The 3,331-nt window shown below is 65.7% G+C and carries 6 protein-coding genes; 3 read left to right on the top strand and 3 right to left on the bottom strand.

The annotated features are described in order from the left end of the window. Window positions 1-80 precede the first annotated feature (80 nt). The gene (locus tag MLGJGCBP_RS17260) at window positions 81-488 is read left to right on the top strand and encodes a hypothetical protein (RefSeq protein WP_007297102.1); all 408 of its coding nucleotides are present in this window, start codon (window positions 81-83) and stop codon (window positions 486-488) included. A gap of 231 nt (window positions 489-719) precedes the next feature. Next, entirely contained in the window at window positions 720-1,013 is a 294-nt protein-coding gene (locus MLGJGCBP_RS17265) for a recombinase family protein (protein ID WP_007297101.1), read from the top strand. Here the strand turns inward: MLGJGCBP_RS17265 and MLGJGCBP_RS17270 are convergent. After that, window positions 967-1,203 (bottom strand): hypothetical protein, encoded by a 237-nt coding sequence (locus tag MLGJGCBP_RS17270; RefSeq protein WP_007297100.1) that lies wholly within the window; start codon window positions 1,201-1,203, stop codon window positions 967-969. The genes MLGJGCBP_RS17265 and MLGJGCBP_RS17270 overlap by 47 nt on opposite strands. Further along, a complete protein-coding gene (locus tag MLGJGCBP_RS17275; protein ID WP_007297099.1) occupies window positions 1,200-1,460 on the bottom strand; it encodes a ribbon-helix-helix domain-containing protein in 261 nt (86 codons plus the stop codon). The genes MLGJGCBP_RS17270 and MLGJGCBP_RS17275 overlap by 4 nt, the downstream gene beginning before the upstream one ends. 233 nt (window positions 1,461-1,693) lie before the next feature. Here MLGJGCBP_RS17275 and MLGJGCBP_RS17280 point away from each other — a divergent pair, with 233 nt between their 5' ends. Next, the gene (locus MLGJGCBP_RS17280) at window positions 1,694-2,656 is read left to right on the top strand and encodes a recombinase family protein (RefSeq protein WP_012686958.1); all 963 of its coding nucleotides are present in this window, start codon (window positions 1,694-1,696) and stop codon (window positions 2,654-2,656) included. 3 nt (window positions 2,657-2,659) lie between these two features. Here MLGJGCBP_RS17280 and MLGJGCBP_RS17285 read toward each other — a convergent pair. Further along, window positions 2,660-3,331 (bottom strand): tyrosine-type recombinase/integrase (locus MLGJGCBP_RS17285; protein ID WP_160097151.1); only part of this gene is annotated, 672 nt, incomplete at its 5' end.

The raw sequence follows: 3,331 nt of genomic DNA on the forward strand, positions 1-3,331 counted from the left end.
CCGTCAACCTCGGCGTGCCGAACACGCAACGTCCGAAAACCTCACAAACGCACCATAATCCTTAGTTCAGAGAAGCCGGGGTGAACCGCAGCTTCCTCTACCGTCACCGCGACCTGCACGCCGCGGTGCTCGTCAAAGCCGCCGAACCAACCACCACCAGGACCGGCGGCCCGAGTGCCAGCCGGCCGTCACTCATCGCCGACCTGGCCAACGCCCACGACCGCATCACCCGTCTGTCTCACGAAAACACCCAACTCCGCCAACGCCTGTCCGAGCAACTCGGCGAGCAGGCGTGGCGAGAGTCCGGCCTCGGTCCCCCAGACGACATCGACCGGCTCCACCGCCGCATCACCGAGCTCGAACAACACACCGCAGAACAACGCCGTCAACTCGCAGAACGCGACGACGAACTCGACGCCACACGAGCCACCAACCGCGAGCTGATGACCCGCCTCAACCGGCCACACCCCGACGGGCGTAACCACTAGACCCACACCTGTGGCCCACACTAGAGTCTCGCCCGACGACGCTTGGCATGCACATACGAGGTCGGCTCCCGGCCGCAGTCGCGTCGGACCCCGAGAGAACCTTGGAAATGAGACGCCGCCCGGACCATATCCGGATCCAATAAAAACCCAGGTCGAGGCGTCTCACAAGTTAATTCCACAATCCCGTGTCACAACCTTCGTGCAGACCTGACTTTCAGTACGCCCCTGGAGATGGATTTGGGGTACGCACGGATAACGACGCCCAAACAGGAACTCGCGCGGCAGATCGACGCGCTCACCAAAGCCGGGATCAACCCCCCGGCGAACGTCTACGCGGACAAGAAATCCGGGGCCACCACCGAACGTCCCGAACTGCAGCTACGTTCGAACGGGCGATGCGATCGTGGTGCACACCCTCGACCGGCGGCCGCACCGTCCGCCTCCAGGGGAGGCTCTCGCACCGGCCTCGCGGCGATCGCTACAAGAGGTCGAAGTACTGCGAGCGAGCCTTCACGGCATGAATGAGCAGCTCGTTCCCGCTGTCGAAGCGCAGGACAACCAGTTCCAGGAGCCGACCGTTCGGGTCGAAACCCAGCCGGAACTCGCGCGCGGGGTTGTCGTCGTCCAGACCAGCGGTATATACATGATGCACTGCCGCGTAGATGCCATCGTTTTCGCTGATCCCGTGTTTGAGCGCGGATTTATGCGCCTTCACGCGACCTGGGTCCAGGCACGCACCGCTTCTCGAATCGCCTCGGAGCGGGAAACATGCTCCTGCTCGGCACGGGCGTTCAATGCCTTCAGCAATGCCTCGTCCATCCGTACCGGCACCACCGCGCCGGGGCCGTCCCCCACGGTCGGCCGGCCGCGTTTGCGCAACTTTTCGACGTCGTAACCGGCCTCGGCCTCGTCTGCCCACTTCTCGATCATCCCGTCCGTGACGGGCGCTCCGTTGATCGTCTCCTCAGCCATGCCCATTATCGTAATACGAAAATAGATTCTAGGCCACGATCGCCAACCAGGCCCCAGGGGCGGTCGATCCGAGTGATACCTGCCGCTCCCGTTCTTGCGGTCCATCGAGCCCGTCCTTGCGGTCCATCGAGCCCGTCCCGGATACAAACAAAAGCCCAGCTAGCAGCTCGAAAATTGGTTCTACGTTCCGTGTCACAACATCGCACAGACCTAACTTTCGGCACTCTCGTCACATGGAGTTGGGGTACGCCCGGGTGTCGACGAGCAAGCAGGACCTGACGCGGCAGATCGACGCGATCCGCAAGGCCGGGGTCGACCAGGCGAGCATCTACGTGGACAAGAAGTCCGGGGCCACCACCGAACGTCCTGGATTGCAGGCGCTGCTGGGCTACGCCCGCAAGGGCGATGCGATCGTGGTGCACACCCTCGACCGGCTCGGCCGCACCGTCCGCGACACCCTCAACCTGATCCACGACCTGCACCAGCGCGGCATCGGATTCCGAAACCTGGCCGATCCGATCAAAATCGACTCGACGAACCCGGACGACCCAATGGGGCAGTTGGCGGTGGTGCTGCTGGCGCTGTTCGGGCAGATGGAACGCACCTACGCGCTCGAGCGGGCCGCCCATGCCCGCACCGTGGCCACCGAGAAGGGACGACGCACCGGTCGGCCCAGCGTGGTCACCGACGCCCAACTCGCCTACGCCACCCAACTCCGGGCCGGCGGCGCCACCATCGCCGAGATCACCGACAAGACCGGGCTGACCCGCTCGACCCTCTACCGCCATCTCCCGTCTCGTCCGCCGGAGACGCGCACCCCGGACACCCCGCAACCCGAGAACAGGACGTCCCCGCCGCCTGTTGCTGCGTCTTCGTCACCGGCGACCGGACCGTCGGCCTGTCCGACCTGCGGATACGAGCCCGCCACCCGCCGGGATCTCGTCCCGCACCGCGCCGATCTCGCCATCGTCTGGTTGCACCTCGGCGATCTCGGCGACCTGCGCGAGGCCCGGCACTGCGCCCGCTGTCAGCCCCACGGCCACGTCCTGGTGGTCAGCTGCTCCCGGTGTGGGGACGGTCCGCTGGTCACCGGCACCGATTCCGGCACCGACGAAATCCCGGCGGCGGTGCGGGGCTGGCTCGCGCAACAGGACTGGGTAGTGGAGTCGGACTTGTTGTGCCCCAAGCATTTCTGAACCTCAGCGGGTTTCGCGGTCGTCGAGCAGGTGCTGCAGCCGCCGGCAGGTCGCTTCGTGCCGTTCGGCTTCCCGGTCCCAGCCGCGAGTGCGGGCGTCATCGATCAGGACCTGCTCGGTCGCCAGGCGCGCCCTGATCCGCGGCGCGTACTCGGTGGTGGTGAGGAACTTCGGACAGGTGAGGATCAGGTCGCACTCGCACGGGCCCTCGGCGGGCAGCCGCAGGCAGTGACCCAGTTCGAGTTCGGTCTTGAGGAAGTTCGTCTTCAGCCAGTCCACGGTGTCGTCGTCGAGAGCGTCGTGCAGGAGGGCGTCGGCGGCCGGGCCGGCGATCCGGTGCCCGTCGGCGAGGGCGGTCTCGTATTGGCGCCGGATCTCGGGATCGGAGATGCGGCTGTAAATCATGGACATTGTGGCACTGCGATGGCCGAGTATTGCCATGATCGTCTGGATGCGGGCACCGCCCTCGGCGAGCTGGGTGCCGAGGGTGTGCCGAAACCTGTGCGCACTGACGGTCGGGGATCCTCGGTCGTCGACCAGACCCGTTGCCGCGCAGACGGTGCGGAATGCCTCGTCGAAGAGGGTTTTGCCCGAGAGTAGCTTGCCGCGCCGAACGAACACGTAATCGACCCGGCGGCCGGTGACCTCGTCGATCCGGGCGATCGAGCGTTGTGC

It is taken from the genome of Rhodococcus sp. T7, from assembly GCF_009872365.1.
GTDB lineage: Bacteria > Actinomycetota > Actinomycetes > Mycobacteriales > Mycobacteriaceae > Rhodococcus_F.

Coding starts and splice junctions, on each gene's coding strand:
- MLGJGCBP_RS17265 (WP_007297101.1), top strand. CDS start 720: ATGGATTTGGGGTACGCACGGATAACGACGCCCAAACAGGAACTCGCG.
- MLGJGCBP_RS17275 (WP_007297099.1), bottom strand. CDS start 1,460: ATGGCTGAGGAGACGATCAACGGAGCGCCCGTCACGGACGGGATGATC.
- MLGJGCBP_RS17280 (WP_012686958.1), top strand. CDS start 1,694: ATGGAGTTGGGGTACGCCCGGGTGTCGACGAGCAAGCAGGACCTGACG.